The organism is Variovorax paradoxus EPS (assembly GCF_000184745.1).
In the GTDB taxonomy this organism is placed as follows: domain Bacteria; phylum Pseudomonadota; class Gammaproteobacteria; order Burkholderiales; family Burkholderiaceae_C; genus Variovorax; species Variovorax paradoxus_C.
The window spans coordinates 2563443-2581723 of record NC_014931.1 but is presented as its reverse complement, the minus strand read 5'-3'; the positions used below and the strand labels follow the sequence as shown (position 1 = coordinate 2581723).

Genomic DNA, 18281 nt, shown 5'->3' with positions numbered 1-18281 from the left:
CTCAGGCTCCTTCTTTCTTGTTGACGGGCACGGTGGGCACGGGCTGCTCGCTGCCGGCCGCGGCCTGCGCGATCGCGGCCTGCGCCTCGACCTTCGCGGCGGCGGCATCGACCGGCGCCGCGGCGCTCACGGTGCGCTTCTCGATGCGCTTCTCGGGATTGCTGTTGAGCACGATGCGGTGCACATAGATGCCCGGCAGGTGGATGTCGTCGGGGGCCAGCTCGCCCACTTCGACGATCTTCTCGACCTCGACGATGCAGATCTTGCCGGCCATCGCGGCGGCCGGGTTGAAGTTGCGTGCCGTGAGACGGAAGCGCAGGTTGCCCGACTTGTCGGCCACGTCGGCCTTCACCAGCGCCACGTCGGGCACCAGCGAACGTTCCATCACGTAGGTCTCGCCGTCGAACTCGCGCAGTTCCTTGCCTTCGGCCACTTGCGTGCCCACGCCCGTCTTGGTGAAGAAGGCCGGAATGCCGGCGCCGCCCGCGCGCAGCTTTTCGGCCAGCGTGCCCTGCGGCGTGAATTCGAGGGCCAGTTCGCCCGCGAGGTACTGGCGCTCGAACTCCTTGTTCTCGCCCACGTACGACGCGATCATCTTCTTGATCTGGCGGGTCTCGAGCAGCTTGCCGAGGCCGAAGCCGTCGACGCCCGCGTTGTTGGAGATGACGGTGAGGTTCTGCGCGCCGGAGTCCTTCAGCGCCTCGATCAGCGCTTCGGGAATGCCGCACAGGCCGAAGCCGCCGACCGCGAGCATCTGCCCGTCGGCCACGACCCCCTTGAGTGCCGCGTCTGCGGAGGGATAAATCTTGTTCACTCGGGCTCCTTGATGGAATGGTGAGAGTGGGTGGGTGATTGGGTGGGAAGCCGTCAACGATACTACGTACCCGTATACGTAGTATTTCGTAATGGTGACCCCCGATGCCCGAGATCGATTACCGGCTGGCTTTTGAACATGCACCCGTCGGCATGGTGGTTTCGAGCAACCGCACCATCGTGGCGTGCAACCTGCGCGTGTGCGAGATCTTCGGCGCAACGCCCTCCGCCTTGGTGGGGCATTCGTTCAGCATCCTCTACCCCAGCGTGGCCGAGTTCGAGCGCATCGGCAAGCGCATGGAACCCTTTCTGAACGCCAGCGGGCACTACGCCGACAACCGGATGATGAAGCGCCTGGGCGGCCTGCACGGCGCCATCGCCGGCGAGACCTTCTGGTGCCACGTCACCGGCCACGCGATGAACCGCGCGGCGCCGCACGAAGCCGGCATCTGGACCTTCGAGGACCTGGGCTCGCGCCGCGCCGTGAAGGCCGAGCTCACGCCGCGCGAGCGCGAGGTGGCGGCGCAGGTGATGCAGGGGCTGACCTCCAAGGAAATCGGCAAGGCGCTGGGCATCAGCCACCGCACGGTCGAGCTGCACCGGGCGCGGCTGATGCGCAAGTACGCGGCGGCGACGACCGCGGAGCTGGTTCAGAAGCTCATCGCGGGCTGACTCCTGCGCAGCAAGCCGGCCCCGCGGGGCCGGCCTCATGTTTCGTCTGTAATCCGCGCCCGCTTCATCTGCATCGAAGTGCGGGCGGACGCAATTCGCGCGGAACGTGCGGCTCCGAAAGTACGGGACATCAGTTCCCCTACCCCACTCCCTGCACAAGGACCCAGCCCCATGAACCGCCGCTCTTTCTCCGCCGCCATCGTCGCAGGCGTTGCCGCATCCACCCTTTCCACCCGCGGCCTCGCGCAGACGCTGGCGCCGGGCGTGCGCAACGTGGTGCTGGTGCATGGCGCCTACGCCGACGGCTCCTGCTGGTCCGACGTGATCGGGCGGCTGCAGCGAGCGGGCCTGAAGGCCACCGCGGTGCAGAACCCGCTGACCTCGCTGGCCGACGACGTGGAGGCCACGCGGCGCATCCTGGCCTTGCAGGACGGCCCGACCGTGCTGGTCGGCCACTCGTGGGCCGGCACGGTGATCAGCGAAGCCGGTGTCGACCCCAAGGTGTCGGCGCTGGTCTACGTGGCCGCGCGTGCCCCCGATGCAGGCGAGGACTACGGCGCGCTCGCCGCGAAGTTCCCCACGCCGCCCGCCACTGCCGGCCTGGTCAAGGCGAACGGCTTTGCGCAACTGGGCGAAGAGGCGTTCCTGCGCGACTTCGCGGGCGATCTCGACCCGGCCAAGGCACGTGTGCTGTACGCCGTGCAGGGCCGCATCTCCGACACGCTGTTCGCCTCGCGCACCACGCAGGCCGCGTGGCGCACCAAGCCGTCGTGGTACGCCGTGTCGACCCAGGACCGCACCACTTCGCCCGAGCTGGAGCGCTTTCTCGCCAAGCGGATGAAGGCGAAGACGATCGAGATCGAATCCAGCCATCTCTCGCTGATTTCGCACCCCGACCGGATCGCCAACCTGATCCTGGAGGCAGCGGGAAGTTCCAGGCCGTGACCCGCGGATCGTTGCGAAAACGGAAACGCCGCGTCGACAAAAGCCCCGTGCCGCGCCCCACCCGGAGGTCTATCTTTGAACCCATGCGAACAAGCCGTTCGCAGTCACTCAGGAGTATTTGATATGTCCACAGCACTTCATTCCAAAAAGAACCTCCTTCAGCAAACGAAGCTGTCGGCCGCCCAGGTCCACGCCATTGCCGCGCACCGCCTGCCGGTGACCCTGACGCTGGCGGCGATCATCCTGTCGGTGCTCGGCGTCAAGGCATAGGCGCGGCACGGCGCCGTCGGGTGCGGATTTCAGGGCGCGAGCTCTGAAATCTCGATGAGGTTCAGGTCGGGGTCGCGCACATAGACCGAGCGGATGCGCGAGGTCGCGCCCGTGCGCATCACGGGGCCTTCGATGATCGCCACGCCCTTCTCGCCCAGGCGCTCGATGACCGCTTCGAGCGGCACGCTGGCGATGAAGCACAGGTCCAACGAACCGGGCGTGGGTACATCGGCCTTCGGCTCGAACTCGTGCCCCTTCACATGCAGGTTGATCTTCTGGTTGCCGAAACGGAAGGCCTTGCGTCCGGCGCCGAAGGTCTCCAGCGTCATGCCCAGCGCGTCGACGTAGAAGCGCACGCAGGCTTCTTCGTTGGCGGTCGTGAGCACCAGGTGATCCAGGTGGTCGATCATGGAAGTCTTTCTGCTTGTGCGAAAGCAGGCGACTCTAGAAGCAGATCGCGATGAAGAGAAGTGCCCATTCAGCAGCGGGACCTCGCGAATCACGAAGGCCCGCCCTCTGTTCGCCCTATTTCTTCTTCAGCGTGGATGCCGGCTTTGCAACGACCGGCGGCGCCGCTGGCGCCTTGACCCAGCCGCGCAGCATCACGCCCAGGCAGATGCCGGCCGCGAAGATCACCCAGTACACCCAGGCCGGCAGGTTCTCCGCGCCGCTGTGCAGGTTCATGCCGAAGGCGGCGCCGATGGCCATCAGCGGAAAAGTCAGCGCGGCGATGGTGTTGAGCTTGTGCTGCGCGCGGCTCACCTCGATGCCCGCACGCGCCTGTTCTTCGGCCGCGTGCGCGAGGCGGTAGTCCAGCGACATACGGGTGTCCGCCAGCAGCAACTCCATGCCGCGCGTGATCTCGACCGCCAGGTCGCGCAGATCGATGAGCATCAGGTCGTCCTTGGCCGCTTCGCGCGCCGCCTGCAGCGTCGCCTGCATGTTCATCGCGGCGCGCGTGAGCGGGATCAGCGGGCCGAGGATCTGAAACAGCTCCTCCGCCGTTTCCGCGGACTGGTGCCGGATCTCGAAGGTGCTGAACGCCGCGCGATAGCTCTCGAGCAGCTTGGCGAGCGCCCGTTCTCCGGGGTTGTTGCCCTTGTGCAGCCACGCCCCATCGGGCTTGCGCAGGAACACCGCGGGCTTGCGCTCGGCGCCGGAGCCGGTGGGCGGCTCGTGCAGGATCACCATCAGGTGGCCCTGCTCGTGAATGACGCGCTGCGCCCCGTAGGTGGTGCCGCCCAGGCGCTGCTGCATCTCGGGAGGCAGCTCCCAGTCGTAGTCGATTCGTCTCGCCATCAGTCGGCCTGCAGTTCTTTCCACAAGGTGTCGAATTCGTCCGCGAAGCGGCGAACGAGCGAAGGGTCGTTGCTGAGGATCACGTTCTCCTCGTTGTATTCGCAGGCGCTGCGCGTCCAGTTGTAGCTGCCGTTGATGAGCCGCGCGCCGTCGAAGATGGCGAACTTGTGGTGCATGTGCGCCTCGGTGCGGTCCACCGCGACCGGGATGCCGGCCGCGCGCAGTTGCCCGACGTCGCTGCCGCGGTCGAACTCCTTGTCGTTGTCGGTGATGAACCGCACCGCCACGCCGCGCCGCTGCGCGGCCAGCACCTCGGCGGTGATGCGGTCGTCCGACAGCGTGAAGACGCACAGGTCGATCGAGCGCTTCGCCGCCTTCAATTGCTGATTGATTGCCTGCAGGCAAGCCGTGCCAGGGCTGAAGAAGGCCTGCGAGTGCACCGCGATCGCATCGGGCGAGCGGCCCGTGTCGATCGAGCGGACCACACCTTCGAGCCACTTGAGCAGCGACAGCTGCTCGGGGTCGGCGGTGCGCGCGCGCACCAGGTCGAAGGCACGGTTGCGCAGTTGACGCAGGCCGTCCTCGGGCGGCGAGGCTTCGCGCAACGTATGGACCAGCACGCGGCGCTCGTCGTCGCTCAGGCGCGCGTCGGCCATGGTGGCGTCGAGCTGGGCGAGCAGTTCGGGCAGTGCGGACATCAGTGATCCTTGTCTGGTTTGGGCGGGGGCGTGCGCTTGGGTGCCGCGCGGCTCGCCTGCACCTCGGCCGCGAGGCGTTCCATGTCCTGCTTGATCGACCGGTCGAGCTCGAGCCGGCGCTCCGTGGCGGTCACCAACGGCAGGATCAGCTCGCGGTAGGTCACTGCGATCTGGAGCATGGCGTCGGCCAGGCGCTGGCCTTCGCTCGGGCCTTCTGCGACAGGCTTGGGTTCTGGCTTGAGCGCTTCGACCGCACGCGCCACGTCGAGCATGCTGCTCGCGATACGCTGGCTGCCGTCCACGTCGGCGCCGCCGAGCTTGCGCTGGCGCACGAACTCCTCGCAGATGGCTTTCCAGCGAGCGCTTTCTTCCGGCGTCGGGCTGCCGAGCAGTTGCGCGAGGCGCAGCAGGTTCTCTTCCGCGCCGGTGGTCAGCGTCTGCGCTTCGCCGCGATAGTGGTCACGAAGCAGCGCATCGAGCTCGTCGTCGCGCATCAGCGGCGTGATCTTGCCCGCGAGCTTGGTCATGTTGCGGTAGCTGCCCTGCAGCTTGAAGGGCGGCGCGACGCGGTAGCTCTCCTGCTGCGCGGCCGATTCGATGTACGCGAGGTTGACCTTCAGCAGCAGGTCGCGCGCCCGGAACAGCCGTTGCAGCAGCGCCTTGATTTCTTCCAGCTCGACCGCGCTGTACGCGTGCGAAAGCGCGCTGCTCGGCACGTCGTGGCCCTGCGCCATCTTCACCAGCAACTGCACGTCCTTCGGGTCACGCGAGGCCAGCGGCATCAGCGTGGGGTTGGAGGTCAGACTGTTCTCGATGTACGAGAGCGCGAACGCCGCCTCGCGGCCCGAGAGCACGTCGCCCAGGTTGTAGATGTCGGCGCGATTGGCCAGCATGTCCGGGATCTTGAACACGTCGCCCGACTCGGTGTACGGGTTGCCGGCCATCACGATCGCGAAGCGTTTGCCGCGCATGTCATAGCTGCGCGGCTCGCCGTTCCACACGCCCTCGATGCGGCGCGTGCCGTCGGCCAGCGCAATGAACTTCTGCAGGAACTCGGGGCTCGTGTGCTGGATGTCGTCCAGGTACAGCATCACGTTGCTGCCCATCGCGAGGCCGAGGTTGAGCTTTTCCAGCTCCTGCCTTGCCGCGCTGTTGGGCGCGTTGGCCGGGTCGATCGCTGTCACGCCGTGGCCGAGCGCCGGGCAGTTGATGCGCACGAAGATGAGGCCGAGGCGGTCCGCCACGTACTCCATCAGCGTCGTCTTGCCGTAGCCCGGCGGCGAGATCAGCAGCAGGAGGCCCATGCGGTCGGTGCGGCTGCCCTCGCCCGCCGAACCGATCTGCTTGGCAAGGTTGTCGCCAATGATGGGCAGGTAGAGCTCGTCGATCAGTTGGTTGCGCACGAACGTCGAGAGCGGCTTGGCCTGGAACTGGCCGAGCTTGAGCCGCGCCTTCTCGCGCTCGAGCAGTTCGTGGCGGAGGCTCTGCAGCGCCTCGTAGCCCGGCACCGCGTGCATGGTGTGGAACAGGAAGCGGCGCCAGAAGTCGTTGAGGTTCAGCGTCAGTCGCCCATCGGCCACGCGCGGATGCTCGCCGCGCAGGCCTTCGACCGTGCGGTCGAGCGCCGCGTTGACGCGGGTGCGCGACAACGGAATGGCCAGCACGCTGGCCGCGTCGTCGACCCAGTCGATCGACTGCGGCGCCTGGTGCACGGCGTAGGCACGCACCCAGTCACGCGCGAGGCGCCAGCGCTCCGCGGGCGGTGCGGCGTCGAGGTCGTGCTGCCAGGCATCGCGCCGGCCGCCGCGTTCCAGCTCGCGCAGCAGCGCGGCCGCCAAGTCTTCGCCCGCACCCGAGACGGCCCAGGCTTCGCCGCCGCGCTCGCCGGCCAACTCGCGCACGAGGTACGCGGCGGCCTGGTCGCACAGCGTGGACACGCGGCCTTGGTGCGCCTCGCGCTCTTCTTCGCTCGCGGTCTCGGCCAGCGGCAGCATGTCGGGCACCACGTCGTGCGCGAAGTGCTTCAGCGCACGCGCCGTGTCCGCTTCGAGCTGCTCCAGCGCATCGCGCCGGCCGAACAGGGTCTGCATCTGCATCGCGGCGCGCGCGCGGCGCAGCATCGATTCGCGATGGGCGATCAGGTGTCCGTGCTGCCAATAGAGCAAGGCCAGCGCGCGCTCGGTCGGGCCCCAGGCGAGCAGGCCGGCCTGGTCTTGCATCGCGACGAGCGCGCCCAAAAGGCGCAGTGCGTCGTCATCGTGGATGCCCTTCTGGTAGCCCTCCTGATACCGCGCGGCAGCGAAGCGGCGGACCATGTCGAGCAGCTGCGGATGCAGCGGGTCTTCGGCCAGCAGCGTGAGCACGTCAGCCCAGTTGCGCTCGGCCTTGCCGTCGAGCAATGCCTCCAGCAACCGACCGGCGAGGTATTCGGCACGCGACAGCTCGGGCGTCTCCGATACCAGCGCTTGGTTCCAGTAGCGCTGCAGCGGCAGCAGCCGCGGCTCGTCCACGGGGCTCTGGTAGTCGGTGCCCGTCACCTGGTAGGCCATGCCTTCGTCGCGGGCCACCAGCGTCAGGTCCACCGGCTGGCGGTGCACAGTGAAGGCGTGGCGGCCCAGGCGCAGCGTGTCGCCGCCCTCGCTCACCAGCTCGCGCTTGTCGCGAATGGAACGCAGCGCCTGGTCGCGCGCGGTCTTCAAGCGTGTGTCGAGCTCGTCGGCCGGCACCGCGGCGCCCAGCGTGCGCAGGTCGGCGATCAGCGTGCGCAGCTTGCCGATCATCGGATCGGCCGCGAAGTAGCTGTGCACCTGCGTCAGGTCGGCCAACTGCGCGATGCGGCGCGGAATGCCGTCGAGGATGCGGCCCGCCGCATCGACCACGCCTTGCGCGCGGCGCTGCCGAGCTTCCACCAGGCTCTGCCGGCGCGCGGAGAGCGCCTCGTACACGGTCTCGCGCTTCTCGGCGATGTCGGCCAGGAAATCTTCCTGCTCGGCGAAGCGGCCCTCGATCTCTTCGAGCTGGGCCAGCAGGCGCGTGAGCGCGTCGTCGCACTTTTCGGGTGTGTCGGCGAACTCCAGCGCGTTCTCGACCGCCTGGCTGAAGAGCTTGAACTGCGCGCCGAACTCCGCGCGCGCCTCGGTCGCGCCCAGCGACTTGCGCCGCACACGCGCATCGGCGCGCATGCGGTTGATGTCGGCGTAGATCAGCGAGATGCGGTCGAGGATGGACGTGCGGATCACCGCGTCACCGCCCGGCAGGCTGCCCAACTGCTCGGTCAGCAGATCGAGGCCCGCCGCCTGCTCGTCGAGCGTAGCGAGCATCTGCCCGAGCGCAGGCGATGTCGCCAGGTTGGGCAGGTCGAGCGCGAGCTTGTCGAGTGCCTGGCGCTGGCCGTTGAAGGCCGTGTCGGCCGCGAGGAACTGCATCGCGCGTTCGCCGATGCGCTGCTGCTCGACCTCGAGCGCAGCATCCATCGCGGCGATGCGCGGCAGGTCGGCGTAGCGCAACTCCTTGAGCATCTGCAGCGCGCCGCGCCGTTCGCGCAGGCGACCGAGCGCCTTCACGAAATCGTCGGGCGCGCGCCAGATGGTGCTGGCGATGTCGACCAGCAGCGCATGCTGCGCGTCTTCGGCCCGCGCCAATGCGCGCGCGGTTTCGCGCCGGATGGTGTCGACCTTCTCGAACTCGGCCAGCGTGCTGCGCGCCACGTCGGCAATGCTGCGCAGCTCGGCCATGAGGCCGGTGGCTTCGGGCGCGTCGAGCCAGAAGTAGGCGTCGCTCACCCGGGTGCACTGGCGGATCAGGTCTTCGTAGGCAGCGCGCGTGGGTGCCTGCTCGCGCACCGCGCGCGCGATGCCCATGAGGTCGCTCACGCCGCGCACCAATTCGGCGTTGCCGATCTTGCCAAAGAAGCCGGTGGCGGGCGGCTGCGCGCTCACATGTTCTTCGCTGGCGAACGGCGTCTGCCACAGCTGCATCGGGTGGACGCGCGTCGGTTCGCCGTCGTCGCCGTTGAACACCAGGATGCGGCCGTCCGCAAAGCGCGCGTAGCCGTTGGCGATGATCGGCGTGGCGAGCTTCTTTTCGATCAGGTTGTAGTTGAAGAGCGCATAGCGCCCGGGCTTCGGGTCGTAGAAGACATAGGCCACGTCCTCGCCGTTGGGCGAGCGCAGCATGCGCTTGAAGCGAAGGTGCTCGACCACGTCGGCCGGCAGATCGAAGCGCTTGTACTCGCCCGACTGCAGGTAGTAGCCGCCCGGAAAAATGATGCCGTGGTCTTCGGGCAGCTGCACGCAGGAGCCGCCGATGGCGTCGATGCGCTCGACCTGCTGCTTCCGAATGTTGAACACCAGGTAGCGCGTGACCTGCTCGCGGTAGGGCTTCACGCGCAGCAAGATCAGCATGCCGAGCTTGGCCCAGGCGATTTCGGCGTCGGTGAGCGACTGGCTCTTGTCCTCCACCGGCTCGCTGTAGATACCGAGGCCCGTTTCGGTGTTGTTCTCGATCTTGATCGTGAGGTCGCCGCCCAGCGTTTCGACGAACACGGTGTCCAGCACGTTCACATGCGGGTGCTTGCCGCCGACGTGGTCTTCGCGCGTGGCGACGGTCCATTCGAAATCGTGGCTCGCGGGCAGCGCGATGTCGCGCTCGCCTCGGTTGTCGATGTAGTGGATGCTGCCGTCGCGCTCGATGGCCCAGCGGAACACGCGCACGTCGTGCAGTTGCTGGCCGATCTGGAACGAGGCGAGCAGCTTGTCCTGCGTCACGCGCAGTTGCAGCAGCGTGGCTTGCTTGTAGTAGGCGTAGAGCTCGCGGAAGTCGGAGGCGAAGCGCGTGTCTTCGAGGAAGGTGCCAGCCAGCGGCACCGGCTGCAGCTCGTCGTTCTCGGTGGCGGCTTCGCCGGGCGCTGCGAGCCGGTAAAGGCCGAACACGTCGCCCACGGCCGTTTCCTTGCGAAGGCCGATGAAGACGTTGTAGCCGAACAGCAGCAGGTCGCCGATGCGCACGATGTCGCGCGCCACGGCGTTGTTCTCGGTGCGCGCGCGGGTGCGCAGGATCAGCGTCTGGTCGGAGCGGCCAAATTCGGCCAGGCGCTGCTCGTTGAGCGCCTGCGTCTTCTTGAGCAGGCCTTCGCCCTGGGTTTCCAGCCGCTTCTTCAGCAGGTCGTAGCTGCCGCTGCCGGAGACCAGGGCTTCGGTCTGGTCGGTCGGCGCCTGGGCGCCGGGCGGCGCTCCCGTTTCGTCGGTGGGTTGCATGGATCGGCGCGGTCAGTCCGCGCGCAGCAGTGCGAGCAGTTCGTCGCGGTGAGGCTGGGTGTCGAGCCAGGCGCGGATGCGGTCCAGCTCGTCGATGCAGTCGTCGCCGTAGCGGCGGCGCAGCGCGACGAGGCGGGCTTCACGTACCTCTTCGGTCTGCAGCCGACGCTGGTAGCCATCGGACAGCAATTCGTCGAGCCGGCCCGCGAGGCCGCGGCTCACGATGGCGCGCCACTCGCCCGCATCGAACCACAGGTTCTGGCAGGCCACGCAGCGGTCGATGCGGAAATCGGGGCCGGCGCTCACACGCAGGCGCTGCATCAACCGGTCGCATTCGGGGCAGTGCCGCACCGCGGCGATGTCGAACACCTCGATGACTTCGTCGTCGACCGCATGCGGCACGCGCTCAGGGTCGGCGGACTTCCAGGCGCGCCAGTCGTCCATGGCCATCACCATGCCGTGGCAATCGCCGCATTGCACGCCCAGCAGCGCTTCGGCCAGCGCCACGGGCTGCATCGCCGCGCGGCCAGCGCAGCTGCACTTCAGGTTCGGATTCATTGCACGTTCCCGTTCAATGGACGGAAGGTGGAGATCAGGTTCTGCAGCGCCGACTTCTGGGTATCGGTGCCGTCGGCGGCAATGCGGCTCATCAGCGAGGCAACGCTGAGGTTCTGGATCTCGCCCGACGAATTGCCCAAGGCGCCGACGATGTCGCGCAGGTCTTTCACCACGTCGCGTTCGCCCGAGAGCTGGTCCTTGAAGGCCACCTGCACCGCCTGGCTCTTGGAGATGACGCCGTCGATGCCCTTGCCCACCGAGAGCGAACGCACGAAGCTGTCGAAGTAGTCGCCCGAGCCGCCCACGATGTCGATCTTGGCGTTGGCGAGCGCGGTGCCCAGCACATCGGCCTGCTCCTTGGCGATGGAGGTTTGCGCGTCGATGCCCTTCATGGTCTCGATGTGCGACTTTTCCAGGCGCATGCGGAACTCTTCGTGGTCGCGGGTTTCCGGGCTCATCGACTTCATGGCCTCGAACTTCTCGTGCAGGCCCTTGGCCTCGGCGTTGAAGCGGGCTTCGATCACCTGCGCATCGGCCTGGCCGGACTTGAGCGTGGCTTCGGCATCGGCCGTGCGCACGCTCACATCGGCAAGGCCGAGCTTTTCCTTGCCCGAGGCTTCTGCGTCGAACTTGGCACGCATGCCGGCGGCTTCGGCCTGCGAGCGCGCCTCGATCACCTGCGCGTCGGCCTGGCCAGCCTTGAGGATGGCGTCGGCATCGGCCTGGCGCACATGCACGTCGGCGAGGCCGAGCTTTTCCTTGCCCGAAGCTTCGGCCTCGAACGTGGCCAGGCGTGCCTGCGCGGTGGCGATCTCTACCTTGGCAGCCGCCAGGCCCGGCGCGGCGGAGAGCGCTTCCATGCCCTCGGCTTCGCGCTTCTTCGATTCGGCATCGCGCTCGGCCACCTTGAGCTTGGCATCGGCCAGCGTCAGTTCTTCGGCCGCCTTGTGGCGTGCGCGTTTTTCCTGGGTTTCGGCGGCCTTCACGTCGATCACCATCTTCTCGTCGGCCTGGCCCTCGGCCATGATCACGACCGACTTCTTGGTGCGCTCGGCCTCCGCGACCACGCGCAGTTCCTTGATCGCTTCTTCCTGCTCGGCCACCGTGCGCTCGACCACGATGCGCTCGCGGATCACGTCGGCAATCGCCTTCTTCTGCACTTCGACGGCCTTGTCCTTCTCGATGCGCTGCAGCGTCACTTCCTTCTCGCGGTCGACGATTTCCAGGTCGCGGGCGCGCGTGACCTTTTCTTCCTCGATGGCGACCGCGCGCTTGCGGTTGTTCTCGGCCACTTCCTTTTCGCGCTGCACGTTCTCCTGCTGCACGGCCACGGTCTGCTCCGAGAGCAGGCGCGCGGTTTCGGACTTGGTGCGCTCTTCGGACTGGATCTTGGAAGTTTCAGCCTCCTCGCGGGCGCGCACGCTGGCGATCTCGCGGTGCTGGCGCGAGGTGGCGTCGGCCTGCTGGCGCTCGAGTTCGAGCAGCGCTTCCTGCGTCTCGACGTTCTTCTTCTTGATCTGCATTTCCTCGTTGCGGCGCAGCTCGTTGGTGCGCACATGCTCGACCGCCGTGAGTTCGGTGATCTTCTTGATGCCCTGCGCATCGAGGATGTTGTTGGCGTCCAGCTCCGACAGCGGCGTCTGCTCGAGGTAGTCGATCGCCGCGTCTTCGAGCACGTAGCCCGAAAGGTCGTTGCCGATCTGGCTGATGATCTGGTCGCGGAAGCCGTCGCGCGCCTGGTAGAGGTCGACGAAATCCATCGACTTGCCGACCGTCTTGAGCGCTTCGGAGAACTTGGCAGAGAACAATTCTTCGAGCGTCTCGTGGTTGGAGGCCCGCGCGCAGCCGATGCCCTGCGCCACCTTCAGCACGTCGTCGGCGGTCTTGTTGACGCGCACGAAGAACTTCACCTTGATGTCCGCGCGGATGTTGTCGCGGCAGATGAGGCCCTCGTTGCCGGAGCGGTCGATCTCGATGGTCTTGACCGAGATGTCCATCAGCTCGGCCTTGTGGATGATCGGGTAGACCATCCGCCCGGTGAAGGTCACCTCGGGCTCGGCGCGCAGCGTGTTCACGATGAGTGCGTGGCCCTGTTCGATCTTTCGATAGAACTTGGCGAACATCGCGAACAGGCCGAGGATGACCACGGCCAGAATGACCACGGCAAAGATGATGGGCTCCATTTTTTCTCCAGAATTGCTTTGAGAGCGGACGAACAGTAAGGGATGCGCGTGATCAGACGATGTCTTCGTGCGCCGCGATGAGGTAGCGGCCGGCCACCTCGTCGTATTCGAGGATCAGCGCGTGCGAGCCGCGCTTGAGGGTGTTGGGCGTCGGCGCCCAGACGCGGATGTTCAGGCTGGCGCCACGACGGGAAATCTCGGCGCGGCCGTCCTTCTCGTTCACCACGCCGGTGACGACGCGGCAGGCCTGGCCGACCAGCGCCGCGTTGCTCACGGCCGTGTGGCTCACGAAGAGCCCGCGCAGCGGCCGGATCGCGACGGCGGTGACGGGAATGGCGATGGCCGCACTGACCACCAGCAGCGCCGTGCCGGCCACGAGCTTGAGCAGCATCGTCGGCACCAGCGGCAGCAGCCACTCGCCGCCCAGGCACGAGACGGTCCATGCAACGAGCACCAGCAGGCTCACGGCCACCGAGAACGGCACGCCGTTCAGGCCGAAGGCGACGACGTAGCTCGCGAGCTGGCCGACATCGCTCGTGTCGCCATCGGCATGCGTCTGCACGTCGACATCGATGCCGCTGCCTTCGATGTCGACCATGCCGAGCACCGCGAGCACCCAATAGATCACCACGACGCCCAGCAGCACCGTGTAGATCGCGGTGGGGTAGCCCACCACCGCATCCATGAAATTGCCCATTGATCCTCCCGCTTGCGGGTTGTTGTTCGTTGTTCTACTTGCGGCCCGGCCTCCCTGCGCCGGTGCTCTTCTTCCCACTGCTTGCAAACGCGATCAGGTCGCGCGTGGCCCTCTCCTTGATGGCCAGGCGGTCGTCGGCGGCGAGCCCGTAGCGCTTCGCCAGGAATTCATAGTCTGCCCCACTGAGCGACACCGTCAGGCGCGGGCGCTTGGGCCTGGACGTGGTCGCCAGGCCCAGCACCTGGCGGATCTGGTCGGAGGTGGACACATGCTGCTCGAAAGCCGCCTTGCGCACCGCCTCCAGCACGGCCTCCTCCACGTCGAACGCCACCTGGACGGCGCGTATCGCCTCGTCCGAGCCTTGCCAGCGAACCGGCTTGACCCGCACGTTCATTCGGAAGCGGTCCCGCCCGGGTTGGCCTGGCGGGCGCGGATGCGTTCCATCACCTTGCCGGTGCGGTCGGCGTCGCTGCCGATGCCCGCGGCGGCCAGCTTCTTCTCGAGCGCCTGGTGGCCCAGTTCGTTCTCGAGCGCCTGGCTGGCCGTCATGCGATCGGCCAGGTCTTCGTGCCGGGCGCGGATGCGTTCGAGCGATTCGCGCGCATTCGCCAGCCGTGAACCGCCGCTGCCGATGTTCTCGGAGATCGACTGCGTGGCGCGGTAGACGCTCTCGGTGGTCTTGGCGATGCCGATCTCGCGCTCGTGCTCGCGGATGCGCGCCTCGGCCGACTTGATCAGTTCCTTGAGCTTGGAGACCTGCAGCGCGTAGGACGCATGGGCCTTGGCCTGCTCCTCGAGCTCCTGCTCGATGGTGCCGACCTTGGCCGCCACGTCGAGCGCGAGGCCTTCCTGCGTCTTGTTGAGCGCTTCGATCGCGAGGCCTTCGTAGCGCGTGATCTCCTTCTTCAGGCGCTCGATCTCGCGGGCCGACTGCATCTCCTTGGCCATCACGCCGGTGAGGTCGCCCTTGGCCTTCTCGATGCTGTGCTTGGCATCGATGATTTCCTGCTCGTAGATGCGCGTGGCGTTGCTGTCGACCACGCTCTCGCCGATCTCGCGCGCGCTGCCGCGCAGCAGGGTGACAAGCTTCTTGATGACGGTCATGTGGATCTTTCGCTTAATTCAGGAATTCGGACAGGGCGTCCAGGGCATCGATCGCGTTGTCGCTGAGCACTGCCACTTCGCGTGCAACGTCTTCCACGCGCGCATTGCGCCCCAGCGCACCGGTGAGCACGTAGCGGCCATCGACGCGACCGAAGGACGACAGGGGCACGGAGGGGTTGAGGTCGAGCAGCGATTCGAGCAGCTCGGTGCGGCGCTCGGGCTTCACTTCATCTTCGGTCCAGAGATAGCAGATGCAGATGATCTGCATGTCGGAACTGGTAATAAAGATAGGCAGCTCATCGCGCCCCTCGATGCTCACCTGGACCACGGGCGTGCTGCCCGGAATGGGTTGCAGCTGCACCGGCAGCCCTCCCATTGCGGCGCCGGCCAGCGCATCGAGGCCCCTGAGTTGATCGAGCAGTGATTGCATACCTCTCCTTGTGGTTGAAACCGTTGGAAGCGAGCGGGGCTTCGATGGATTCACTATAGGTGCGTCGACATAACATGTCAAAAATTTTCTTTTCACCATCCCATGACTTTCGGCACTGGCGTGCTTCATAGAATCCGCCGATGCGCACCCCGACATCGCCCGTCATCTCGACCGCCACGCAAGAAGAAGTCCGAAGCGGCGTGCTCGGCCGGCACCTGCGGCAGTTCAATTACGGCTTCGTCGGCGAGTACCCCGAGTCGCAGCCGGTATGGCTCAACGCCAAGAACGCGAATGGAGAACTGGTCGGTGGATTGCGTGCCTACGTCTTCCTGTATTGGCTGCGCATCGACTCGCTCTGGGTCGCGGAGTCCGCACGCGGCCAGAGATTGGGCACGCGACTGCTCGCCGAAGCCGAAGCGCGTGCCAGGACCCTGGGCGCCCACAGCGCCGCGCTAGAAACCTTCGAATGGCAGGCGCGAGGCTTCTACGTGAAGCAAGGCTACGAGGAATACGGGCGCATCGACGACTATGTCAAAGGCTTCTATCTCGCCTCGATGAAGAAGAAGCTCTGAGGCCGCGCCGGCCCGGCAGGCTGAACGAAAGACTGACTTGCCCAGGCGTGCGGGAGCCGCCAGACTTTGCGCATGACCTCGCTCCTGCATCCATGACGACCAGCAAGCTCGCACAGCGTCTGTCGGCCGTACCTTCCACCTTGCGCATTCCCCTGGCCGCGCGCGCATCCGGCGATGCCATCTTTCCGCAGGTGGCCGTGCGGGACGCCTACGCCGCGGACATCCTCGAGAAGATCCGCGACGACGGCCATGCCCTGCCGGAGGACCGGGCGACCATCTACGGCATCCTCGCGCGCACCCGGCGCTTTCGCAGCCTCGCGCAGGATTTCCTCAAACGGCATCCCGGCGCCCGCGTGGTGAACATGGGCTGCGGCCTCAGCCATTACTTCCAGTGGCTGGACGACGACAAGTCGCACATGACCGATGCCGACCTGCCCGAGGTGCTCGCGCTGCGCCGCGAGCTGATTCCCGAAACCCATCCGCGCCACGACGTGCGCGAACTCGACCTGACCTCGCCTAACTGGTGGGACCAACTCGGCCTGCCGAAAAAGCGAAAAGCACAGCCCGTCTTCCTCTTCACCGAAGGTGTGCTCATGTACCTGAAGCCCGAAACGGTGCAGGCGGTGCTCGCCACTTTCGGCGAGCGGGCGCCGCCTGGCTCGGTGCTGGCCTTCGATGCAATGTGCTGGATCGCCACCGGCCGCGCCCGCAACCATCCCTCGGTGCGGCCGACGGGCGCCGAATTTCTCTGGGGCCTTCGCCGCCCCGCCGACCTGACCGAACCGCATCCGCGCCTGCGTCTGGACGGCACCTACCGCGTGATGGAAGGCCTCGGCCTCGCCTACACGGTACTCGGCCCGATGTTCAGGATGGTCTTCGGCGTGCCGCTCTATGCGGTGTATGCGTTGAGCGCCATGGACCCGATCGAAGTGGCCGATACATAAACGCACAATTTTCCCAATCGCCGGCTTTGTCCGGCCTGCATTGCGCGGATTGGCTGACGCGGTCGTCCAGCGCCATGCGGCAAGCTACTGGCTGTCTTCATCGCGCAAAATCCTTTGCGCATCGCTCCGCCTCCCCCTTCCCAAAGATTCGAAACCCTCAAGAAACACATGCTTGATCGCCGATCCTTCCTTGCCGCAGGTGGTGCCGCCGCCGCACTCGCCGCCCTTGGACTGCCCGAAGAGGCGCTGGCCGCCAACGGCCTGCAACTGAGCCAGCCGTCGCCCTTCTCGTTCGACCGGCTCGTCGCACAGGCCAAGCGCCTCGCCGCGCAGCCCTACGTCGCCGCGGCGCCGCTCGCACCCGACGTGCTCGAGAAGATCGACTACGACGCCCACGGCAAGATCAAGTTCGACCCCGCCAACTCCCTCTTCCGCGAAGGCCCTGGGGCATTCCCCGTCACCTTCTTTCACCTCGGCCGCTTCTTCCAGACACCGGTGCGCATGCACGTGCTGGAGAACTCCGACGGCGATGCCTTCGCACGCGAGGTGCTCTACAGTCCCGACTACTTCTCGATGCCGCCCGACAGCCCCGCGCGCGCGCTGCCGGCCGGGGCGGGCTTCGCGGGCTTTCGCCTGCAGGAAAGCCGCCTGGGCGACCAGGGCAAGCTCGACTGGCAGAAGAACGACTGGGTCGCCTTTCTCGGCGCTTCGTACTTCCGCGCGATCGGCGAGCTGTACCAGTACGGCTTGTCGGCGCGCGGCCTCGCGCTCGACGTGGCGGTGCCCGGCAAGCCCGAGGAATTCCCCACCTTCACGCGCTTCTATTTCGAGACGCCCGCCGCGAACAACACCACCTCAATGACGGTCTACGCCCTCCTCGAAGGGCCGAGCGTCACGGGCGTCTTCAAGTTCGTGATGCAGCGCGGCAAGGCGGTGATCATGGACATCGATTCGCGCCTGTTCCTTCGCCGTGACGTGGCGCGCCTGGGCCTCGTGCCGCTCACCTCGATGTACTGGTACTCCGAGACCATCAAGCCCACCGCCATCGACTGGCGCCCCGAGGTGCACGACTCCGACGGCCTTGCGATCTGGAACGGCGCGGGCGAGCGCATCTGGCGCCCGCTCAACAACCCGACGCAGACCCGCGCCTCCGCATTCGCCGACACCAAGCCGCGCGGCTTCGGCCTCTTGCAGCGCGACCGTTCGTTCGACCATTACCAGGACGGCGTCGGCTACGAGAAGCGCCCGAGCCTCTGGATCGAGCCGCTGGGCGACTGGGGCGAAGGCTCGGTGCAGCTCATCGAGATTCCGACCGACGACGAGATCCACGACAACGTCGTCGCCTTCTGGGTACCCAAGGCCGATGCCAAGGCCGGCGCGAGCTACAGCCTGCAATACCGGCTGCACTGGACCGACCAGGAGCCCTTTCCCTCGCCGCTCGCGCGCTGCGTGGCCACGCGCATCGGACGTGGCGGCCAGCCGGGCCAGCCGCGGCCGCAGGGCGTGCGCAAGTTCATGGTCGAGTTCATCGGCCAGCCGCTCACCACCGTGCCCTTCGGCGTGAAGCCCGAGCTGGTGCTGACGGCGCCGCGCGGCAAGTTCTCGTACGTGTTTGCAGAAGCCGTGCCCAATGGCGTGCCCGGCCACTGGCGCGCGCAGTTCGACTTCACGCCCGAAGGCAACGAGCCGATCGACATGCGGCTTTATCTGAAGAACGGCGACCAGACCTTGACCGAGACCTGGCTGTACCAGTACCAGCCGGGTTGAGTCTTCAGCCCGCGTCGCGCGGGGCCATCGCCGGATTGTTGGTGATTCGGAAACTGACAAGTCCCCCACGGCAT

The 18281-nt window shown here is 66.7% G+C and carries 17 protein-coding genes; 6 read left to right on the top strand and 11 right to left on the bottom strand.

The window, feature by feature from the left end; translation table 11 throughout:
* Position 1: 1 nt before the first annotated feature.
* Positions 2-814 carry a CoA transferase subunit A gene (locus VARPA_RS11930; protein ID WP_013540816.1) on the bottom strand — a complete coding sequence of 271 codons (813 nt, stop codon included), beginning with the start codon at positions 812-814 and terminating at the stop codon, positions 2-4.
* Positions 815-918: 104 nt separating this feature from the next.
* Here VARPA_RS11930 and VARPA_RS11925 point away from each other — a divergent pair, with 104 nt between their 5' ends.
* From VARPA_RS11925 to VARPA_RS31350, 3 genes are all read left to right on the top strand, one after another.
* The gene (locus VARPA_RS11925) at positions 919-1485 is read left to right on the top strand and encodes a LuxR C-terminal-related transcriptional regulator (protein ID WP_013540815.1); all 567 of its coding nucleotides are present in this window, start codon (positions 919-921) and stop codon (positions 1483-1485) included.
* Between the two features lie 171 nt (positions 1486-1656).
* Positions 1657-2430 (top strand): alpha/beta fold hydrolase, encoded by a 774-nt coding sequence (locus VARPA_RS11920; protein ID WP_013540814.1) that lies wholly within the window; start codon positions 1657-1659, stop codon positions 2428-2430.
* 123 nt (positions 2431-2553) lie between these two features.
* Positions 2554-2700, top strand: a complete 147-nt coding sequence (locus VARPA_RS31350; protein ID WP_013540813.1) for a hypothetical protein — start codon at positions 2554-2556, stop codon at positions 2698-2700.
* Positions 2701-2729: 29 nt separating this feature from the next.
* Here the strand turns inward: VARPA_RS31350 and VARPA_RS11915 are convergent, their stop codons facing one another.
* From VARPA_RS11915 to VARPA_RS11870, 10 genes are all read right to left on the bottom strand, one after another.
* Positions 2730-3110 carry a VOC family protein gene (locus tag VARPA_RS11915; protein WP_013540812.1) on the bottom strand — a complete coding sequence of 127 codons (381 nt, stop codon included), beginning with the start codon at positions 3108-3110 and terminating at the stop codon, positions 2730-2732.
* Between the two features lie 115 nt (positions 3111-3225).
* On the bottom strand, positions 3226-3999 hold the full coding sequence (locus VARPA_RS11910) for a hypothetical protein (RefSeq protein WP_013540811.1): 774 nt from the start codon (positions 3997-3999) through the stop codon (positions 3226-3228).
* Complete coding sequence (locus VARPA_RS11905) at positions 3999-4697, bottom strand: phospholipase D-like domain-containing protein (protein ID WP_013540810.1); 699 nt, start codon at positions 4695-4697, stop codon at positions 3999-4001. Before VARPA_RS11905 ends, VARPA_RS11910 begins: the two co-directional genes overlap by 1 nt.
* Positions 4697-9952: a DNA repair ATPase gene (locus VARPA_RS11900; RefSeq protein WP_013540809.1), complete on the bottom strand. Its 5256-nt coding sequence runs from the start codon at positions 9950-9952 to the stop codon at positions 4697-4699. Before VARPA_RS11900 ends, VARPA_RS11905 begins: the two co-directional genes overlap by 1 nt.
* Before the next feature lie 12 nt (positions 9953-9964).
* The gene (locus tag VARPA_RS11895; protein ID WP_013540808.1) at positions 9965-10510 is read right to left on the bottom strand and encodes a zf-TFIIB domain-containing protein; all 546 of its coding nucleotides are present in this window, start codon (positions 10508-10510) and stop codon (positions 9965-9967) included.
* Positions 10507-12693 (bottom strand): hypothetical protein, encoded by a 2187-nt coding sequence (locus VARPA_RS11890; protein WP_013540807.1) that lies wholly within the window; start codon positions 12691-12693, stop codon positions 10507-10509. Before VARPA_RS11890 ends, VARPA_RS11895 begins: the two co-directional genes overlap by 4 nt.
* Positions 12694-12745: 52 nt before the next feature.
* Positions 12746-13390 (bottom strand): hypothetical protein, encoded by a 645-nt coding sequence (locus VARPA_RS11885; RefSeq protein WP_013540806.1) that lies wholly within the window; start codon positions 13388-13390, stop codon positions 12746-12748.
* A gap of 34 nt (positions 13391-13424) precedes the next feature.
* On the bottom strand, positions 13425-13784 hold the full coding sequence (locus VARPA_RS11880; RefSeq protein WP_013540805.1) for a hypothetical protein: 360 nt from the start codon (positions 13782-13784) through the stop codon (positions 13425-13427).
* Positions 13781-14494: a PspA/IM30 family protein gene (locus VARPA_RS11875; RefSeq protein ID WP_013540804.1), complete on the bottom strand. Its 714-nt coding sequence runs from the start codon at positions 14492-14494 to the stop codon at positions 13781-13783. Before VARPA_RS11875 ends, VARPA_RS11880 begins: the two co-directional genes overlap by 4 nt.
* Positions 14495-14507: 13 nt before the next feature.
* Positions 14508-14924 (bottom strand): YjfI family protein, encoded by a 417-nt coding sequence (locus VARPA_RS11870; protein ID WP_013540803.1) that lies wholly within the window; start codon positions 14922-14924, stop codon positions 14508-14510.
* A 140-nt stretch (positions 14925-15064) separates the two neighbouring features.
* On the opposite strand from VARPA_RS11870, the gene VARPA_RS11865 reads away from it, so the two are divergent.
* The 3 genes from VARPA_RS11865 (at position 15065) to VARPA_RS11855 (ending at position 18207) form a co-directional block, all read left to right on the top strand.
* Positions 15065-15496, top strand: a complete 432-nt coding sequence (locus tag VARPA_RS11865) for a GNAT family N-acetyltransferase (protein ID WP_013540802.1) — start codon at positions 15065-15067, stop codon at positions 15494-15496.
* 92 nt (positions 15497-15588) lie between these two features.
* Positions 15589-16440 (top strand): class I SAM-dependent methyltransferase, encoded by an 852-nt coding sequence (locus VARPA_RS11860; RefSeq protein WP_013540801.1) that lies wholly within the window; start codon positions 15589-15591, stop codon positions 16438-16440.
* 168 nt (positions 16441-16608) lie between these two features.
* Positions 16609-18207, top strand: coding sequence for a glucan biosynthesis protein (locus VARPA_RS11855; RefSeq protein ID WP_013540800.1), 1599 nt, complete (start codon positions 16609-16611; stop codon positions 18205-18207).
* The last annotated feature ends 74 nt before the right edge of the window (positions 18208-18281 follow it).